The organism is uncultured Desulfobulbus sp. (assembly GCF_963662935.2).
Classification (GTDB): domain Bacteria; phylum Desulfobacterota; class Desulfobulbia; order Desulfobulbales; family Desulfobulbaceae; genus Desulfobulbus.
Genome location: NZ_CAXXTL010000003.1, coordinates 331,846 through 350,748 on the forward strand (window position 1 = coordinate 331,846; position 18,903 = coordinate 350,748).

At 49.7% G+C, this 18,903-nt stretch carries 16 protein-coding genes; all 16 read right to left on the reverse strand.

Features of this window, described 5'->3' with window-relative positions:
* The 16 genes from thiL to nuoF all read right to left on the reverse strand — a co-directional run bounded on the left by thiL (nt 1) and on the right by nuoF (nt 18,894).
* The gene (gene thiL / locus ACHZCX_RS20265) at nt 1-1,014 is read right to left on the reverse strand and encodes a thiamine-phosphate kinase (RefSeq protein ID WP_319589022.1); all 1,014 of its coding nucleotides are present in this window, start codon (nt 1,012-1,014) and stop codon (nt 1-3) included.
* On the reverse strand, nt 1,011-2,810 hold the full coding sequence (ptsP, locus tag ACHZCX_RS20270; protein ID WP_319589023.1) for a phosphoenolpyruvate--protein phosphotransferase: 1,800 nt from the start codon (nt 2,808-2,810) through the stop codon (nt 1,011-1,013). Before ptsP ends, thiL begins: the two co-directional genes overlap by 4 nt.
* Before the next feature lies 1 nt (nt 2,811).
* Nucleotides 2,812-3,081 (reverse strand): HPr family phosphocarrier protein, encoded by a 270-nt coding sequence (locus tag ACHZCX_RS20275; RefSeq protein WP_319589024.1) that lies wholly within the window; start codon nt 3,079-3,081, stop codon nt 2,812-2,814.
* Nucleotides 3,078-3,458, reverse strand: a complete 381-nt coding sequence (locus ACHZCX_RS20280; RefSeq protein WP_319589025.1) for a hypothetical protein — start codon at nt 3,456-3,458, stop codon at nt 3,078-3,080. The genes ACHZCX_RS20275 and ACHZCX_RS20280 overlap by 4 nt, the downstream gene beginning before the upstream one ends.
* A 64-nt stretch (nt 3,459-3,522) precedes the next feature.
* Nucleotides 3,523-5,196, reverse strand: a complete 1,674-nt coding sequence (locus tag ACHZCX_RS20285) for a hypothetical protein (RefSeq protein WP_319589026.1) — start codon at nt 5,194-5,196, stop codon at nt 3,523-3,525.
* Nucleotides 5,193-7,829: a response regulator gene (locus ACHZCX_RS20290; RefSeq protein ID WP_319589027.1), complete on the reverse strand. Its 2,637-nt coding sequence runs from the start codon at nt 7,827-7,829 to the stop codon at nt 5,193-5,195. The genes ACHZCX_RS20285 and ACHZCX_RS20290 overlap by 4 nt, the downstream gene beginning before the upstream one ends.
* 195 nt (nt 7,830-8,024) lie before the next feature.
* Nucleotides 8,025-8,468 (reverse strand): CBS domain-containing protein, encoded by a 444-nt coding sequence (locus tag ACHZCX_RS20295; RefSeq protein ID WP_319589028.1) that lies wholly within the window; start codon nt 8,466-8,468, stop codon nt 8,025-8,027.
* A 73-nt stretch (nt 8,469-8,541) separates the two neighbouring features.
* Complete coding sequence (locus ACHZCX_RS20300; protein WP_319589029.1) at nt 8,542-9,960, reverse strand: NADH-quinone oxidoreductase subunit N; 1,419 nt, start codon at nt 9,958-9,960, stop codon at nt 8,542-8,544.
* Between the two features lie 15 nt (nt 9,961-9,975).
* On the reverse strand, nt 9,976-11,496 hold the full coding sequence (locus tag ACHZCX_RS20305; protein WP_319589030.1) for an NADH-quinone oxidoreductase subunit M: 1,521 nt from the start codon (nt 11,494-11,496) through the stop codon (nt 9,976-9,978).
* 12 nt (nt 11,497-11,508) lie between these two features.
* The gene (gene nuoL, locus ACHZCX_RS20310; RefSeq protein WP_319589031.1) at nt 11,509-13,422 is read right to left on the reverse strand and encodes an NADH-quinone oxidoreductase subunit L; all 1,914 of its coding nucleotides are present in this window, start codon (nt 13,420-13,422) and stop codon (nt 11,509-11,511) included.
* A 4-nt stretch (nt 13,423-13,426) separates the two neighbouring features.
* A complete protein-coding gene (nuoK, locus tag ACHZCX_RS20315) occupies nt 13,427-13,723 on the reverse strand; it encodes an NADH-quinone oxidoreductase subunit NuoK (protein WP_319589032.1) in 297 nt (98 codons plus the stop codon).
* Nucleotides 13,720-14,229 (reverse strand): NADH-quinone oxidoreductase subunit J, encoded by a 510-nt coding sequence (locus tag ACHZCX_RS20320; protein ID WP_319589033.1) that lies wholly within the window; start codon nt 14,227-14,229, stop codon nt 13,720-13,722. Before ACHZCX_RS20320 ends, nuoK begins: the two co-directional genes overlap by 4 nt.
* Nucleotides 14,230-14,233: 4 nt before the next feature.
* Nucleotides 14,234-14,758 (reverse strand): NADH-quinone oxidoreductase subunit I, encoded by a 525-nt coding sequence (locus ACHZCX_RS20325; protein WP_319589034.1) that lies wholly within the window; start codon nt 14,756-14,758, stop codon nt 14,234-14,236.
* A gap of 11 nt (nt 14,759-14,769) precedes the next feature.
* Complete coding sequence (locus ACHZCX_RS20330; protein WP_319589035.1) at nt 14,770-16,056, reverse strand: complex I subunit 1 family protein; 1,287 nt, start codon at nt 16,054-16,056, stop codon at nt 14,770-14,772.
* Nucleotides 16,043-17,605, reverse strand: coding sequence for a 2Fe-2S iron-sulfur cluster-binding protein (locus ACHZCX_RS20335; RefSeq protein ID WP_319589036.1), 1,563 nt, complete (start codon nt 17,603-17,605; stop codon nt 16,043-16,045). The genes ACHZCX_RS20330 and ACHZCX_RS20335 overlap by 14 nt, the downstream gene beginning before the upstream one ends.
* A 17-nt stretch (nt 17,606-17,622) precedes the next feature.
* On the reverse strand, nt 17,623-18,894 hold the full coding sequence (gene nuoF, locus ACHZCX_RS20340; RefSeq protein ID WP_319589037.1) for an NADH-quinone oxidoreductase subunit NuoF: 1,272 nt from the start codon (nt 18,892-18,894) through the stop codon (nt 17,623-17,625).
* Nucleotides 18,895-18,903 lie beyond the last annotated feature (9 nt).

Genomic DNA, 18,903 nt, shown 5'->3' on the forward strand with positions numbered 1-18,903 from the left:
TTACCCCCCTGCCCTGTTGCGGAAATGATCAAACCCCTGATAGGCGATGGCGATCTCTTCCCGCCCTCCCTCAGGCCGCTGCCGGATCAGGGTGACGCCCTCGCCCTCGACCACGGTCCCAACCGGCGTGAGCGGCAACCCGCACTGACGGCCAAGGTCGAGCAGACGTGAATGCGCCTCCGGCCGGGCGGTAAACAACAACTCATAATCTTCACCGCCGCCGATGGCCCATTGTTCGGGATCGCCACCGGTCAAGCGCGCTGCTTCGACCAGGGCGGTGACACCAGGTAAATCGTGGGCTAACAGGTGCGCCCCTACCCCGGATTGTTTGCAGAGATGGGCCAGATCGGTGGCCAGACCATCGGAGAGGTCCATCATCGCCTGAACCAGGCCGCTGGCGCCCAGGCGGCTACCGAGTTCAACCCTGGCCCGAGGATTGAGATGCTGTTCATAAAAGAGTTTAAAGGCGGCGTTACCGGGATCAATCCCCCGGCGCAACAACTCCAGACCGGCGTTGGCAAAGCCCAAGGAACCGCTCACCCAGATGGTGTCGCCGGGACGAGCCCCGCTGCGATAGACGACCCGGCCGGTCGCCGTCTCGCCGATGACGGTCAGGGTAAAAGTGAGCCCCAGCGGACTGGCAACCGTGTCACCGCCGATCAGCAGACAGCCGTATTCCCGGCAGGCATCGGTCAATCCTCGCGCAAAGTCATGAAACCAGGAGGGATCAAACCCCTTGGGCATCCCCACCGAAAGCAGAACAAACATCGGCTTGCCACCCATGGCCCCGATATCGCTGACATTGACCGAAACCGCTTTACGGCCGAGCTTCTCAGGCGGATGAAAGGCACAATCAAAATGCACGCCTTCGATCAGGGTATCCATGGTCAGGAGCCAGACATGATTGCCGTCTTTTTGAATCACGGCACAATCGTCGCCGATCCCCTTGAGCAGGCGTGCATCGTCCGGACCGGCAAGTGCTGCAATGTACTCGATAATCTGACGCTCGTTCACGACTGATAAAAGTCCTTGGGGTAAAAATTGGGCAGCGCCGCTGCCAGAAACTCGCGAACCTGGTCGCTGTCTGGGCATTGCAGAATCTGTTTGCTCAACTGTTGTAACTCGTTGCTGCGGGCATGCCGGAGGAGTCGTTTGATCCGGGGAATGACAGCTGGCCGCATCGACAGCTCATCCAGCCCCAAGCCCATTAACACTGGGGCGCACAGCGGGTCACCTGCCATCTCACCACAGAGCGAAACCGGAATATTACAGGCATGACCGGCGTCGACTGTCTGCTTGATCATCCGCAGCACCGCTGGATGAAAGGGATCGTAGAGATGGGCGACATATTGGTTGCCCCGATCAATGGCCAGCGAATACTGGATCAGATCATTGGTGCCGATGGCAAAGAAATCGACTTCAGCGGCAAAGATATCAGCCATGACCACGGCGCTGGGCACCTCGACCATCATGCCGACTTCGACATCCGCGGCAAAGGGCTGCCCTTCTTTTTCCAATTCGGCCATCAATGCCTGGAGGATGGTCCTGACCTGGCGCAATTCGATTGGAGCGGAAATCAGGGGGAGCAGAATCCGCAAGCGGCCGTACACCGAGGCCCTGAGCAAGGCCCGCAACTGGATGCGGAACAGGTCTCGTTCATAGAGCGAAAAACGAATCGAACGAAGCCCAAGAGCTGGGTTCCGTTCCCGGTCAAGCCACGCCTTGTTGCCCGGAAATCGGTTGAGAAATTTATCGCCGCCAACATCGAGGGTACGGACGGTCACCGGATGCGGCGCCATAGTTTCCAGTAACTGGCGGTAGGTGGCAAGCAGCTGTTCTTCGGTCGGCGGCCGGCGGCCATGAAAATAATCGAACTCGCTGCGGAAGAGGCCAATGCCCTCGGAGCCGTAGCGAAGCACAGCGGGCAGCTCCTCCCGCATCTCAATATTGGCGCTTAATCTGACCGCATAGCCATCCACGGTCTCCGAGGCAAGATGGATATAGCGATCCAACTCACCGGCCAAGGCCCGGTTGCGCCGGTCATTCTCCTGGCCGTGTTGGATCTCGGCGGGCGCAGGATGGAGGATGACTCGCCCCGTACCCCCATCAATAACAATCAGGTCGCCGGTGGCAAAAATGGAGGTTGCATGTTCAATCCCGACCACTGCGGGGAGACTGAGCGACCGGGCGACGATGGCGGTATGGGAAGTCGTGCCGCCTTTTTCACTAAGGAATCCCTGAACATTGCCGGCCTGCATCCGGAGAGTGTCTTCGGGAGAAAAATCATTGGCCACCAGAATGACGGGCTCATCACCCTCGATAAGCGGGTCGTGTTCCCGGCCGGCGAGCAACCCGAAGACCCGATCCGCCACATGCTTGATGTCCGCGTATCGCTCCTTGAGGTAGACGTCGTTGATCCGGTCGAAACGTTCCTTGATCTCGTTCAGGGCCTGAGCCAAAGCCCATTCGGCATTCACATTGTTGCGGCGGATAATCACTTTGGTGCGCTCAAGGATCATCCGATCCTTGAGCATCAACAGATGAGAATCGATGATCGACAGGGCGTCGGCCAGATCGCCGGCGAGTTTCTCCCGTACCTGGACGAGCTCCTCAACCGCGGCATTGATCGCCCCGGAAAAGCGCTCCACCTCTTTTTCGATATGCTCAGCCGGCAGATGATACCAGCCGGCCCTCATGGTCTGGCGTTTGAGCACCACAACCCTGGCAGCCACTATTCCGGGAGAAACGCCGATGCCCTGCAGCGTGCGGGAAAGGGATGCGTTCTTCTCGTCTTTTTCCGTGCTCGTCATATTACGGATCGTCCTGAGCGGTTATAAGATGGGCGGCCACTGCCAGTGCCGCCTCGGCGCGTGCGCCCTCTGCCTGCAGATTGATCGCTGTCCCTTCCACCAAAGCCAGCGCCAGCACATCGAGGATGGAAGAACACTCGACGCTCTTCTTTCCTCGTTGAATTCGAAAAATTACGTCATATTCCAGGGCGATTTCCGCCAATCGGGTGGCCACCCGGCCATGAACTCCCCGCCTATTGCCGACAATCAGATCTCTCTTCTGCTGGATCATTTGACAATACGCAGGCCCGGCTTTCGCTCCCCTCCCCTTCCCTTGTCCTCCTTTCCGGGGCTGGGCGAAGGCCCGGACCGCACGTCATCAAACCGCACTGCCTTGATAAAACGCCCTTCACCGCCCATGGTAAAGATCTCCTGGCCGGTAAATTGAGATGTGCGCAGGGTCCAGGTCACACTCTGCATCGGGATGGAGAGCAGGTGCAGGGTCACATGCCACCACTCTTCCTTGCGGGTCTCGTCGCGTTCAATATCTCCGACTGCAGCGTAGAGGAGCATCTGCGGTTTTTTGGCGACGACCAATACAATGTCACCAGAGACGGTCGTCTCTTTAAAAGGAAGAATTTTCTTAAGCTCAGCTACCAGTTGTTCCATAATGGCTTTTGTCCGAAATCTGGATGTTCGTTGTTGAAGGGTCTTGCCCCATGGGAAGAGCGGTTTATTCCTGGCGCAAGGAGTAGTCGACTTCTAAGCGGATTGTATCGCCGGCGGCGGAGCCCCGAAGACGGCTGGTCGTAATGTCGAGCAAGCTTGAAAGCAGAGGGAGGCCAAGCTCCCGGACCAGCAGCCTGCTCTCAGGCGGCAATATCCGGGTTCGTTCACCGTTCTCCTTGGCCAATAAGGTGAGAAACGGCATCAATCGCTTGACCATATCCCCGGTCCGAACAAACAAAAACAGATTGTCGCCTCTCCCGTCAACCCGATGCTCCTCCTTCTTTCCACCATCCAAATACGGTCTGATCTGCAGCCGCCCCTGCTCAATCAATTCCACGCTGTCGGCAAGGAGCAAATAGTTGCCCACCAGCGCATAGGCCGGTTGCAGCAGCCCCTCAGCCAACATCACAGAGGATATTTCCGTTTCCTCGGACTTCACAGTAATCACCTGCAGGTTGGCAACCAACTGTTTGATCATGGCGAGGACTGCGGGTCTATCCCGTACTTCAATGGCGAGGCAGCCCATGGACCGATTCGCCTGGTGTGGGACGACCTGTTCGTTTATGAATACCCCTAATCCACTGCCAAATACATTAAAAAAAGTGTCACCGGGCCTACCTGTTGCTTCGGAAAGTTGCTGCGCCACCGAGGTCAACAAAGCACTGACATCGGGGTCGCTGCTTTGCAGGCCGAAATCCCATAATTTCTTTGCCTTGAACCAATTGGTCCAGAGCGAAAACTCAGTTTCCGGGAAAAATTGCAGGGTTGCCGACTCATCTGCCGGCGCCGGCAACTGGTGCTGAGCAGTAAAGGCAGCCATCGCCTCCTCGCCGACCAGAGCAATGAGTCCTAACCGGACAACTCCCGCCTCGGTATGATGAAAAAGGGCAAGATGCCGAGGGAGCCACCCGCCACTACCGGTGTCAATTTCCCCTAGGATCGGCAACTGGTGTTGCAGTCTTGCCAAATCGGTATAGAAAAATACATTCGTGTTGTTCTGTTGTTTCAGACGCTGATACGCTGCATTCAACTGGAGCCCTGAATGCGCCCGCACCTTCCGTTGCAAGGTCTGATCTATACACCGCTGCACAAGAGCGGCATCCTGGGCACAGATCAACACTCCCGGTTGCAGCCAGTAGGACAGGGTGTATCCTTCTCTGAAAACAAGGGTCACCAAGGATTCGCCTTGGTAAACGGTGACTTTTTGCGATTGGACGGGTCCCAAAAATTCCTGCAACCCCTGCTGGGGGGCGATATCATTTTCGAACTGAAGAATGACCACCAGGTTTTTAAGCAAAAGTGAAGAGACGGTTGAGGGATCTACTGAGGTGGGTAGAAGGGCCAGCACCACTTTTTTGCCGAAGAGGCGTTGAAAAGAAGCTTGCTGGGTGAAATTCTCCAGAAAAGCAGAGGTCTTCTTCGTTTCCTCGATAAAGGCTTCCGGCAAACCGAATTGGGCCAAAACCTTAAAAAAATGCGACCGGTACGATTTCTCACCGACTGCACTGTACTGCCCCCCCTCCCATGATTGGGCAAAGTTTTCCCATTCGGCCAATGCAAGTGTGTCTACCGGAAGATACTCTGTAATTTCAACAGCAGGGGAGGGATGGACGATCAGCAGATAACTGCTCCCGCCTGCGACCAAACACAAGAGGAGCAAGCCTAGCAGACGGGTCATAACCGGGCCGATGGGGTCATGACAGATTGGCTCTCGTTGGGAGCATCAAGGTGTTGCCGCAGCAGTTGCAACACCATGACGCCGTCAATTGGCTTGCTGATATAGTCATCCATGCCTGCGGCTAGACACTTTTGTCGATCACCAACCATGGCATGTGCGGTCATGGCAATTATCGGAATGTGTTCATCGGCCGGTTCCGCCTCCCGGATACGGGCCACTGCTTCATAGCCATCCATTTCCGGCATCTGAATATCCATGAGAATGCAGTCAAAGACACCGCCTCGCCAAGCATCAACCGCTTCACGACCGTTTCGCACCATAGTGACGCGGTAGTTGGCCTGTTTGAGCAGGGTACTGATAAGGATTGTATTAATATACTCATCCTCGGCAACCAATATTCGCTTGCCGTTTCCTTGTGCCGGGACACTGTCGTTCCATTGATAGGTTGTGCTCCTGTCCGTAGATTGTGCCGCATTTTTCTCCGGTGCTGTCAATGGCAAGGTAAAATAAAAACAAGTTTCTCTCTCGGGTTCACTCTGAAACCAAATTTCTCCTCCCATCAACTCAACCAGACCTTTAGAAATGGAAAGACCAAGGCCAGTGCCACCAAATTTGCGGCTGTGAGAGGAGTCCGCCTGAGAGAATGATTCAAAAACCTTGGTGCAATAAGATGGAGCAATACCAATACCGCTATCGGCCACCTTGAACAAGAGGTTGCCGGAAAAAGATGCATCTTGCTGATTCAGCAGGACTTCAACACGCACAAACCCAAGTTTAGTAAATTTCAAACTATTATCTATCAAATTGGTTAACACCTGCATGACCTTGGTCTGATCACCCTGAATAATATTCGGAACAGCCGGGTCTACCTCTAAAGTGAGCTGCACGTTCTTTTTTCGCGCGGTAGGCTCCATTGGCTGGATAACTTCGCGCAATAGGTCACGCAGAGAAAAAGGCTGGTGCTCGAGTTCAAAACGCCCCGCCTCAAGTTTAGAAAAATCTAGGATATCGTTGATGATGGTCATAAGCCTAATCGCGGACCGCTGAATTAAAACTAAATGTTCGTGTTGCGAGTCTGGCATGTTTTGTTGGAGGAGAATATTGGTTAATCCGATAATACCATTCATGGGAGTACGGATCTCATGACTCATATTAGCAAGAAATTCTCCCTTGGCCACACTTGCCGCCTCTGCAGCCTCTCGGGCGTGCTCGAGCTCGTACTCGGCGGCCTTTCTTCTCGAAATATCTTCAATGACCCACACCGTTCCCTGGGCAAGGTTGGATTGATCAATGGCCTTGCCGCTGAGAGTGCAGGCAACAAAAGAACCGTCTTTCCTTTTGAGATCATATTCCACTTGTTCTATATTGCTATCAATCAAGAGATGTAAATGCCTGCGGATAAATCGTCGAAAAGCGCGGCGACCAGAAAAGAATTGCCGAACATCGCCATTGATCATTTCCTCTCGGGCATAGCCGAACATTTCACACATGCGTTTATTGGCGTTCACAATTCGCCCTTCTCGAACCAAAATAATACCCACGAGACTGGTACTGAAAATTGTTTCTAACTCTAAAACTGATGTCCGGTGTGCAGCCTGAGCGAGATGGCTCGCTTCCATGCCGGCCAATACCTGTCCGGCTAGTTGCTCTTCTTTGTGAGCATGCAGGGCGATAACTGCAGTCATCGCTCCCAAAGACCAAACAACGCACCAAAGCAAAATGACAGCAAGCCAGGGAAAGGGAACTGACTCCAAGGTGGCCAAGTTCCAACCATTGATATTGAGAGGATGAAAATCAACGGTAGCCCGAAGACCGTTATAATGAACGATTGCATGCTCTAAGGAAAAAGGAAGTGGCGACAGTTCGTCGTTACCAAATTGCTTGGATGTTTTGATTTCTTGAACTCTGTTCGGGTGAATTGGCCATGCTGTCCGGAAATTCCATTGGTCTTGGGTGGAAGCAAAAATAACCCCGTCAGGAGAAAGAAGAAAAGCATCTATTTTTCCCCGCCTGGACGCCAAAAATAAATCAAGAGCATTACTCTTGGTTTTAATGACCATCACCCCAATGGGTTTATCTTTTTCTATGCCATAAACCGGGGCACTAAAATAAAAGCCTTTTCTATTGGTGGTGACACCAACTGCAGGAAAGAGGTGGGGCATACCGGAAATGGCATGAACAAAGTAGGGGCGAAAACGATAATTGTGACCTGTTAAGCTCATTTCTTCAGGAGCATTGGAACTGCCGACCACAGTTCCCTCACGATTCATGACATACACCAATGACACATTCAATGCACATTGGGCCGTGTTGAGGACACGGAGTAGAGAAGCATTATCGGTAAGGGTTGCACCGGAACAAACCGCTGCAACATCTTCACTTGCAGCTATTTTTTGAACAGCATCGGAAAAAAATTGAATGATGAAGGTGTTTAGCTCAACCGCAAGGTTTTCAGTGAGGGGTTGTTGCTGCCGACGATGCATCATCAACGAAACCTGATCACAGGTAAAATAAACAAGAATCGTGACTAGGAGGGTGAGGAGGGTTATAATAACTACCCTGATTTTGGAACGAGAACTATAGTACGAGGATTGATTGCTCTTTTGAGGAAGTTCTGCTGTTTTTTGCTGCATTCATACACCTACAAGAGGACCTTAACATAGGCATCCATCAGTGTGAATTGAAGGGGCTATTCAGGCAGATGAAGGTTAGAAACAGTACGATTTGGTAGTCCTGCTTGAGAAGAGAGAAAAATAAAAGAAGGAAGAAGGTGCTAGTGCATCTTCTTCCTTCATAAAGAGCTAAAAAAAGGTGATCGTTCGTCGGCCTCAGGCCGGATATTTTCCTTCTATATAATCTATCAAGTAACGGTTTTCAACTTCTCGAATCGTGATCTGCGCACTGACGACGTCTCCAATAGAAATAAGCCCCTTCAATTCTTTCTTATCCATTATGGGTATATGCCGAACCCTGTTTTCGGTCATAACCGCCTGGATATAGTCAATGCTATCTTCTTCAGAGGCACAGATAATGTTCCTGCTCATGACTTCACCAACTTTTTGCAAGGCACAATTTTCGGTGCATCCTTCGTGAATAGCTTTGAGGATATCATTGGGAGAAACGATACCGGTAATGATCCCATTATCATCGACAACGACAAGCGAACCAATTTTATTGCTAAAAAATTTCGCGGTCGCAGCCATAAGGGTGCTGGTCTCAGAAATTGTATAAACTTTACTGCCTTTCACCTTGAGTATGTCTTTAACTTTCATATTAAAACTCCTCTAAAGAGTAGGTTAAGCCTTTTACCTGACCGAATAGGCAAAAAAAGTTACAAGATTATTTTCAGATCACTATAGGATAGAGACTGATAGCAAAAACACAGATAACAAGAACAAAGGTACAGATCGGAGCCATTAGAGAAGCCACTGGTTCGTTGAACTGATCCTCAGCTTCGTGAAAATACATATTGATAATGAGGCGCAAATAATACCACATGGAAATAATACTGCTGATTATTCCAAGTACAGCCAATGTAATTTGACCGGAATCAATTGCACTGGTAATAATGTAAAATTTACCCATAAAACCAGCTGTCGGAGGAATGCCAGCCATAGACAATAAAAAGATAGAAATCGCTGCCGCAGAGTAGGGTCGGGTTTGGGCAAGACCTTTAAAATCTTCAAAAGTTTTCCGCGACTCACCGGTTCCGCCAAGATAGGACAGTGCACAAAAGATACCCAATGTTCCGATTGCGTAGGCGGCAAGATAAAAAGCTATGACACTGCCGGTAAAGGCCCTACTGCTGATGGCCACTAGAGCAATGAGAAGATATCCGGTATGGACAATACCAGAAGCAGCTAACATCCGTTTCAACGACTGTTGGCCAATGGCAATGAGGTTGCCAACAAACATGGTGAAAACCGATATGTAAAACAGATACGTGACCCACCCCTTCTGCAGTGAGTCGTCGAGAACAAGAAAATTGGCAAACACTGCGAAAATGGCAGTTTTTAACCCAGTCGCCATATAACCGGTTACCGGAACTGAGGCGCCATCGTAAACATCAATCACCCATGCATGAAAGGGGAACGCGGCAGCTTTGAACAGAAAGGCAACCAAAATAAAAAAGGCGCCACCAACCATGGCCGAAGAGTGGAGGAAACCATGTGCAGCAAGGAATTGTCCTATTTTGACAAATTTAGTGCTGCCGACAGCCCCATAAACAAAAGCGCTTCCCATGGTAAAAAAAGCACCGGCGAAGGCTCCGAGAAGGAGATATTTCAAGACAGCCTCGGTGCTAATCACGTTTTTCCGGTCATACCCAACGAGGATGTAGATGGCCAGCGACATGATTTCAAGAGCGATAAATACAGAAATCAATTCTTGCGCCATGGTCAGAAGCAGCATCCCGGATGCGGCAAAAACAGTCAGACTATAAAATTCCGAAGTACAGAAGGAATTCTGTTTGAAATAGGTTTGCGAACTCATTGAGGTAAAAAATCCGCAGGCAAGAATAATCAGTCCGGCAGCCTTGGAAAAATTACTTACAACCAAAATGCCGTTAAACGTTTCGGAGAAAAGGGCGGCGTTTCCTGAAATACAGGAGGTTAACTGAACGAGGAAGGCCAGTGCAAAAATGCCAGCGCTTCCGTAGGCCGCTATTTCATGATTGAGTTTGTCATAGGTAGAGGCAATCATCAACAGAATCGCCCCGGCACCAACAATGATCAGTGGCATTAATAACATTAAATCGTTCGTCATGATTAAAATCCGGCCTTATTTCTGTTCAATGGTGAGCCCAAAATTCTGAGCGTTAGTTGCTGCTGCATGCGCGACGACTGGTTGAGATTGTGTAAACTGTAACGCAGTCGATGGAGTAATCTTGCTGAGAAAAGGCTGAGGATAAACACCCATCAGGATGATCAAGATGATCACCGGCAAAAAGGTCAAACCTTCAACAAGGCTCAAATCCTTAAAATTCTCGGAGCGGTGAGTCGGTTTTTCAAAGAAAACCCGTTGAAACATCCATAACATATAACAGACGCCGACAATCAAAGTGGTACCGGCAAGCACACCAATCACAGTGTTGAATTTAACGGCTCCAAGAATAATCATAAATTCACCGATAAATCCGCTTGTCCCGGGAAGCCCGACGGAAGCAAGCATGGCGATGGCAAAATACAACGCAAAAATAGGGGCTTTTGCGGCTATGCCGCCGAGGTCCGCAATAGTCCGAGTGTTCGTGCGCTCTTCAAGGATGCCGGCAAAAAGAAAAAGAACGCCTGTACTTGTAGCATGGGCGACGATTTGATAGATGCTACCGGTTAATGCCTGCACGTTCATACAAAAAACACCCAGCGCAATGATCCCCATGTGAGAGGCGGAAGAAAAGGCGAGCATGCGTTTGAAATCCTTTTGCGTGATCGCAGCAAAGCCACAGTACATCATACCGATCACCCCGGAATAGGCCAACAAGATGGCGAAACGGGCAAACTCAAGATCAAAGACCGGGACCACAAAACGGATAACGCCATACACACCGATCTTGGCCATGATAGCAGAAAGCACAAAGGTTGCAGCTGTAGGCGCCTCGGTGTAGGCATCAGGCAACCAGGTATGAAAAGGAAAAAGTGGGATTTTGATGGCAAAGGCAATCATGAAACCAAAGAAAGCAATCGCGGCTACCCTGCCTGAGAGGTTCAGCTGCGCCATTTTGTCGATTGCAAAGCTCCACTCGTTAAACTGGGCATGGTAACTGACCCCTAGATAGACAATAGCGGCTAGCATGAGCAAGGAGCCGGCTATGGTATAAAGAGTAATTTTCAAAGTGGCTGGTAATTTCTTGGGCCCGCCATATAATCCAAGCATGAAAAAAACCGGCAACAGCATGACTTCCCAGAAAATGTAAAACAAAATCATGTCAGCAGCACAAATAGCTCCGGCCATGGCTCCTTGGACGATGAGGAGATTAGCATAGTAGCCTTTTTCCTTGGTCGCAAAGATGAAGTAGACCATCGGCAGAAGTACGGAACTGGACATCAGGATAAAAAGACTGATACCATCCACTCCAAGGAAATAGGAAACCCCCAAAGACGGTATCCACGCGATGCTCTCAACGAATTCCAAGTGACCAGTCGCCGCAAATCCAGCATACAAGTCAAGGCTCAAGACAAGTGTTGCCAAAGAAATAACCAGCCCTGTAAAGCGAGCAATTGTCTTGCTCGCAGGGGTGGCAAGCAGCAACAACCCTGCAAGCATGGGTAAAAAAATTATGACAGAAAGGACATGTTCGAACATTCTTTCACCTTATCAGTTCAACGATTGAGAGAGGATCAGGCTCATGAGACTCAGCCCTACAACCATGTATATGGCATACACTCGAACGTAGCCGACCTGGAATACTTTGAAGGCTGCTCCTAGAAGCATATACAGTCTTGACACCCCTTGAACAGGAGCATCAGTGACATTCGGTTCGATCAATTTCCAAATACTGGTACCGATTGCTTTATACGGTTGAACTATGATGGCGTTGTACAACTCGTCAACGTAAAATTTATGATACGCAAAATCTGCAAATCCTTTGAAGGATGGCTCAGCAGCACCTTGAGCAAATTTTGCGTAGGCAATCTTGATACCAATGACAAAGGCGACCACACTGGCCCCAATAGCAATGATTTCGACAAATAGACTGGAATGAGGATGTTGTTCAGTCAAGCTAGGGGCCAGCCAATGCGAGACCATCTGGTTGCCACCAAAAATTGCGGGAAGATTGAGAAAACCGGCTAAAAGGGCTCCAATCGCCAGAATGATCAAAGGAACAGTCATGACTGATGGTGCTTCATGGGCATGATCAAAGGCATGCTGATCACGAGGTGTGCCATGAAAGACGACGAAAATCATTCTGAATGTGTAGTAAGCCGTCATGCCGGCAACGAGTACGCCTACAGCCCAGATACCATAATGCCCGCTGGCCAATGCACTGTAGAGGATTTCGTCTTTACTGAAAAAACCGGAAAACGGTGGACATCCTGATAAGGCCAATGCACCGATAACCATGGTGATATAGGTCTTGGGTAATTTAGACTTCAAACCGCCCATCTTCCAAATATTTTGCTGGTGATGCAGAGCGTAAATAACTGAACCAGCACCTAGGAAGAGGAGGGCTTTAAAAAAAGCGTGCGTAAAGACGTGAAATATACCGGCGGAATAGGCGGCCACACCAACTCCGGCAAACATGTAGCCCAACTGACTGACGGTTGAGTAGGCCAGAATTTTTTTGATGTCTTCCTGAAACATACCAAAGATGGCAGCCAGTAAAGCTGTAAGGATACCGACCCAAGCGACAATGTTGCCCGCCAGTTCAACACCCGCATAAAGAAAACTGAAGCGTGCCACCATATAGACACCAGCGGTGACCATGGTGGCGGCGTGGATGAGAGCTGAAACAGGTGTGGGTCCAGCCATAGCATCAGGAAGCCACACATAGAGTGGGATTTGCGCTGATTTACCGGTGGCGCCGACAAAAAGGAGCAAACAGACCGTCAAAGCGATGGCGGGTTCAAGATGTTGGACATTTGCTTTAAGCGAAAGATAATCGAAGCCTTGGGCACCAATTCCCCAAAAAAGGAAGGCCATGCCCAGAACAAAGCCGAGATCACCAATACGATTGACAATAAAAGCTTTATTTCCAGCCAGTACATTGTTGGTATCTTCGCTATAAAAACTGATCAGCAAGTACGAACAAAGCCCTACACCTTCCCAACCGACAAACATAACAACTGGACTGTCACCGAGGACCAACACCAGCATGCTGCCGAGAAAGAGGTTCATGTAGGCAAAAAACTTGCCGTAGTTCTTATCGCCGCCCATATACCCAATTGAGTAGATATGGATGAGCGAACCAATGAAGGTAACAAACAGCAACATCAAACAACTAAGAGGATCGGCAAGGAAGCCCATATCTATATGGAGGTCGCCGACGCTAAACCATGTAAAGGCTTTATGGCTCAGAAATCGGGAATCTGCAGGCAAGGCTTTAAGGGCGACAAAGACCTTCAATGCCATGACAAAAGACAGAACCGGTCCAATGCATGCAAGTATTCCGTATATTTTCTCCGGAAGCTTGGTCCTCTTGCAGGTAAAAACATGAAGGAGGCCGATAAAAACCGCTCCCATCAATGGAAAAAGCGGAATTAGACCCAAATAATTTACACTTTGTTCCATGGAATCACCCTTTCAGCAGACTGAACACGTTGGTGTCGAGTTTGCCCTTATGTTTGTGCAGTAAAATCACGACGGCCAGTGCCAAAGCAGCTTCTGCCGCGGCGACTGCCATAACCATCATTGCAAGAACATGCCCATCCATGCTTTCATGAACTCTGGCGAATGCGACAAAAACGAGATTGGCAGCATTCAACATCAATTCAATGGACATAAAGACCGTAAAAACATTCCTTCTCGAAATAACACCAACAATTCCAAGACAAAAAAGGATAATGCTGAGATAAAGATAGCTATGAATCATTTAATGGTCCCCCTTTTGCCCGCGAGGATAACTGCTCCAACTAAAGACACCAAAAGCAAGATTGAGACAATTTCAAATGGCACCAGCCAATCTTTGAAAAGGAGCAATCCAACCTCTTTGACTCCACCAAAATTGTTGCCAATAATCTCGGTCGAACGATCTGGCAGACTTTTTACAATTTTAGCCAGGAAAAGACCTATGGGGAGAACAACTATGCCTCCTCCAAGAATATACAGCAGCTTGGTTTCCTCCTTGGGCAAGTCATCTGGTTGGATGTTTAAAAACATGATGATAAAGACGATAAGCGACATGATCGCCCCTGCGTAGACAATCAACTGCAGAGCGAAAATCAGTTTGGCAGAGAGCAGCGCGTACAATCCAGCCAAAGAAATCAGCGTCACGACAAAGCTCATCGCTCCGTTCATCGGATGTCGAAACAGAACCAGCCCGACCGCACCCAGCACGGCCAGAACGGCAAATCCTAAAAATAGCCCGTCGGCAAACATGATATCAAGCGCCCCCTTTTTTGTACTCTTCTTCGGTAAATGCACCTTGTGTGGCGAGCAGCCCATCGAGTCCCATGACAAAGGATGCGCGCTCGTTACCGGTGACTGAAAATATTCCTGTATCCATGCGAATAGCATCCATGGGACAGGCCTCGACACAGTATCCGCAATAAATGCATTCAAGCAGGTCAATATCAAATCTGACCGGCATTTTTTCAGTTCTACCGTCGATCCGCTCACCTGCCTCAATAATGATACACTTGGCAGGGCAATTAGTCTGGCACATGAAGCACGCCACACATTTCATGGTCCCGTCTTCGTGTTTGGTCAAGCGATGGCGGCCTCGCCAACGAGCTGTAATTTCAGGCTGTTGCTCGGGGTAATGTCGAACATACAGTTTCGAGTTATCAAGGAGATTGGTAATGAAATGACCGAAGGTCACTACCATCCCCTTAAAGACTTCAATAAGATACAGACGTTCGTAAAGATCTTTTCCCTTACGCTCCATTATTCTAATTTTTCCACTCATGCCAGCTCCTATTAACCCAATGCGACGACGATTGCACTCGTGACAAAAATGTTCAGCAGCGATAAGGGTAGCAGAATCTGCCATCCCAATTTTTGCAACTGATCATAACGAAATCTAGGCAAGGTCCAACGAACCCAGACATAGACAAAACACATCAGGGTCGTCTTCACCAGGAAGGTAATAATCTGTAAGATGGTAACCAAAACCCGGTCAGCGACGCCACCGGAAACGGTGATCAGATAGATAAAGAGAACGATCTCCAAAGCGGCGACCAGGCCCCATATACCTTTGATATAAACCTGTGCCTCTTTGACTCTGGGGTCATCAACCCGCTCATAATGGCTTTTGTTGTTCTTCGTTATCCACACGGTGAACACTTTAGCGAACACCGGCATGAGCAGCATGAGCAGCACTGCCACGGGGCGGGCAAAATTCACCAGGGTTTCGGTAGCAAACCAGGGGATCTGAAACCCTCCGAAATAGAGGGTAACGATCAGGGCACTGGAGGTGAACATGGCCACATATTCCCCCATAAAAAACATGCCGAACTTCATGGAACTGTATTCAACATGAAAGCCTGCAACCAATTCGCTCTCACCTTCGGCAAGATCAAATGGCGTACGGTTGGTTTCGGCAAAGGCGGCGATAATAAAGATGATCGCTCCCAAGGGTTGCACAACCACGCCCCACATGGGGATGAAGCCGAACAGCAGCTGCCCCTGGAATTGGGCGATTTCCGTTAAGTTGACGGTCCCGTAGACGACCAAAGCGCTGATGACTGCCAACCCCATGGGGATCTCGTAACTGATGACCTGTGCTGCGGCTCGTAAGCCACCTAATACCCCGTATTTATTGTGGGAGGACCAGCCAGCAAGGATAATGCCGTATACGCCGAATCCTGCCAGAGCCAAAAACCACAGGATTCCCAGATCCGTCGGGATGCCCTGCATGAGATACTGTTTGCCGTTGATGACGAGCGCATCTGCAAAAGGAACAGCGGCAAAGGAAACTAAAGCAATGACAAATACGATCACCGGAGCAAGGACAAAATAAAATTTTTGTTTGATATGCCCGGGGATAACATCTTCCTTCGTGATGAGCTTAATCGCATCGGCGAGATTCTGAACCAGACCACCTGCCCTAAATCCAAAAATATTGGCTCGGTTAGGCCCCGACCGATCTTGAATATATGCGCACCCACGTCGTTCAATCCAGACACAGACGGCAATGAAGCAGAGCGGTACAAACGCTGCAAATGCTACTCTGAGAATAAGTAATAGGATATCAAGCTGCGACATTTGCGACCTCGTTTTCAGTTAATGCTAATCCTTCGCCGGGGATCTGCTCCAAATCGACATCCTTCAATGCAGCAATGGTGGTGCTCAATCCGGTCCGGGCCTCATGACAATTCTTTATATCGCCCCCCAAGAGATGAACAACATGAATCAGATCAAAGGCCGGAGTGTTTTTGACTACCGCTTTCTCGTACCGCTGAAGCATGTTGTCTTCATTGAGAATACTTCCGGTGTCTTCACTATAGGAGGCGATTGGCAGGGCCACGGCTGCCTTCAAGGCATTAGCGTCGAGAGAACTGCTGATGGAAATCAGCTTGACCGTTTCCAATACTTTGGTCATTTCCCCTTCATTCAACGACCGGCTCAAATCGTTTTGAAAACTGATCAGGAGGTCGGCGCCGTTGATGGCAGCATCGAAACCAGCCTTGGAACTGTCAATCCCCAGAAGGGCAAAGGCTTTACGGTTGGCGGATTTGTCATCCTTGATGAGGAAATCATCGCCTTCGTCTTTCTTGATATAGCCGTCGCTGTATCCTGTGAGGGTTGCATTCATGGCCACGGCTAACTGCTGCACCGTAAACAATTGTTCAAGAGAAGCATTGGGGGAGACTAACATTACGGTTTTTTGAGCCTGGCTCATAGCCCGACGAACCGTTTCCACTGCTTCATTGTATCCTGAATCCCTGCCGGCCACCTGCGCTACATTGAGGCGATTGTCATTTTCGAGTTTATAGGTCATCCGGCCTTCGTCACACATGAAGTAGCCGTTCACCTTTTCATTAAATCGAGGCCGGAATCGATAGATGATATCGTCTTTATATTTTTCTCGATTGTGATCGATAAAAATATTGCATCCCTTACTGCATCCATGACAGATGCTGGGGCTTTTGGTAAGGAACCAAGAACGTTGCTTGAAGCGGAAGTCCCTGCTGGTCATAGCGCCAACCGGACAAAGGTCGACAACATTCAATGCGTAGCGGTTAGCCAGCGGCCGACCAGGGAAAATGTTGACCCGAGCGGCGTCGGTGCGATTGACGATGCCCAATTCTCCAGTCTTCGTGATGAGGCGGGTGAAGCGAACGCAGCGGGCACAAAGAATGCACCGCTCCTGGTCGTGCACAACCCCACAACCAAAATCTAATTTTTTCGCCTTCAGCACCGGCTTGACCGTCATCCGGCTTTTTTGCCCATCGTACTTCATGTAGTAATCTTGCAGCTTACACTCACCTGCCTGATCACAAATGGGGCAGTCAATCGGATGGTTGATCAACTCAAATTCCATGACGTCGTGCTGGATTTTGGTAATTTTTTCCGTGTCCAACTGCACCTTCATCCCTTCAGCCACCCGTGTTTTACACGCGGGGACGAGGGGAGGTCTGCCATCTTCTATGCCAACCAGGCACATGCGGCAGTTGCCGTCTGCGCCCAATGCAGGATGATAGCAAAGATGAGGAATTTCAATGCCGACAGCGCCAATAGCGTCGATCAGATTCTTACCTGATTCAACTTCGACTTCTTGACCATTAACAAACAGTTTTACCTTTTCAGCCATGGTAACCCTTATCCCTGTTACATCGCGGCCTGATTCGAAGCGCCGTTGGTGACATACGCCTCGAATTCATGCCGGAATTTGTTCAAGTAACTGCGTGTCGACATGGTACAAGCTGCCGAAAGAACGCATACAGTCTTCATTTCGATGTTATCGCACAATTCGGTCAGTAGATCGATATCGGCTGTTGTTCCCTCACCTCGGATAATCTTTTTGACAATTTTAAGCATCCAGCCAAGTCCTTCCCGGCACGGAGTGCACTGTCCGCAAGATTCGTGGTGATAGAAGTGAATCAGGTTTTCTACCAGCTTCACGATATCTACGGTATCATCCAAAACAACAATACCACCAGAACCAAACATGGTTTTGTGAGCTGCCATGGACTCATAATCAAGCGTTACCGTTTGGGCTTCTTCAGGCGTCAGGACTGGCGTCGAACTGCCGCCGGGAATAACGCCTTTCAGGCTGCGCCCATCACGCAGACCACCGGCGACCTTTTCGATAACCTCAAGGATAGGCAATCCCAAGGGCAACTCATACATCCCAGGATTTTTTACCAGTCCCGATATCCCGAACAAATGGGTGCCAGGACTCTTTTCAGTGCCAAAGGCTTTGTAGGCATCAGGGCCGTTGGCAAGAATAAAAGGTAAGGAACCGATGCTCTGCACGTTGTTGATGATGGTCGGGCACCCGTACAAACCTTCAACCGCAGGAAACGGTGGCTTGCTTCGAGGTTGTCCTTTTCTCCCTTCAATGGATTCAAGCAGGGCTGTTTCCTCGCCACAGACATAGGCGCCAGCTCCTCTATGGACGGTCACATCGAGTTTGAAATCCTTCCCGGCTATGATCTCTCCGAGATAGCCGGCAGCATAGGCCTCATCAATGGCCATCTGCAATGCCTTGACCTGGGTAGTATATTCACCACGAATGTAAATATAGGCTGCATGGCTTTTAATCGCATAGCAGCAGATAATAATACCTTCGATAAGCATATGAGGATCGCGTACAAGAATGTAGCGATCCTTGAAGGTAGCCGGTTCTGACTCGTCTGAATTGACGGCTAGATAAACTGGCTTATCAATATTTTTCGGGAGAAAGCTCCACTTAAGGCCGGTAGGGAATCCGGCACCGCCACGACCACGCAACCCGCTTGCCTTGACAAGCTCAATAATCTCTTCGGGTTGCATCGCGAAGACCTTTTCCAGGGTCGAATAAGCGCCATGTTCCTTGGCAATTTCTATCTTGTGGGCGTCCGGTATATCAAACCTGGCACTGAGTACTTTTACTTGCATAGCGTTCGC